This window comes from Cobetia sp. SIMBA_158, assembly GCF_046566945.1.
Lineage (GTDB): Bacteria > Pseudomonadota > Gammaproteobacteria > Pseudomonadales > Halomonadaceae > Cobetia > Cobetia amphilecti.
Window position 1 is genome coordinate 1 of sequence record NZ_JAWJYL010000673.1, and the last position, 256, is coordinate 256.

Below are 256 nucleotides of genomic sequence, written 5' to 3' on the forward strand. Positions count from 1 at the left end.
GGCCGCTCTCACCCCGAAATGACTGGGGACGCCTGGGCGTTCGCCATGTGGACGACACGCTCGCGCCGGGCATCCGGATCCAGCCCGGCGAGAAAGTCATCGTGGTAGGCACCGGCGAGTTCGTCTGGCGTCCTTTCCTGCTGGCGGAACGCCTGGAGCGATCGGGCGCGGATGTCCGCTTCGGTTCGACCACCCGGTCCCCCATCGCGCTGGGCCACGCCATCGAGCACGCGCTGTCGTTCTCCGACAACTACGG

General features: G+C 68.4%; 1 protein-coding gene. It reads left to right on the top strand.

Going from position 1 to position 256, the window contains the following annotated elements; translation table 11 throughout:
• Window positions 1–47 precede the first annotated feature (47 nt).
• A partial coding sequence (locus tag R2R70_RS21520) for a TRSP domain-containing protein (protein ID WP_410979128.1) occupies window positions 48–256 on the top strand: 209 nt, incomplete at its 3' end.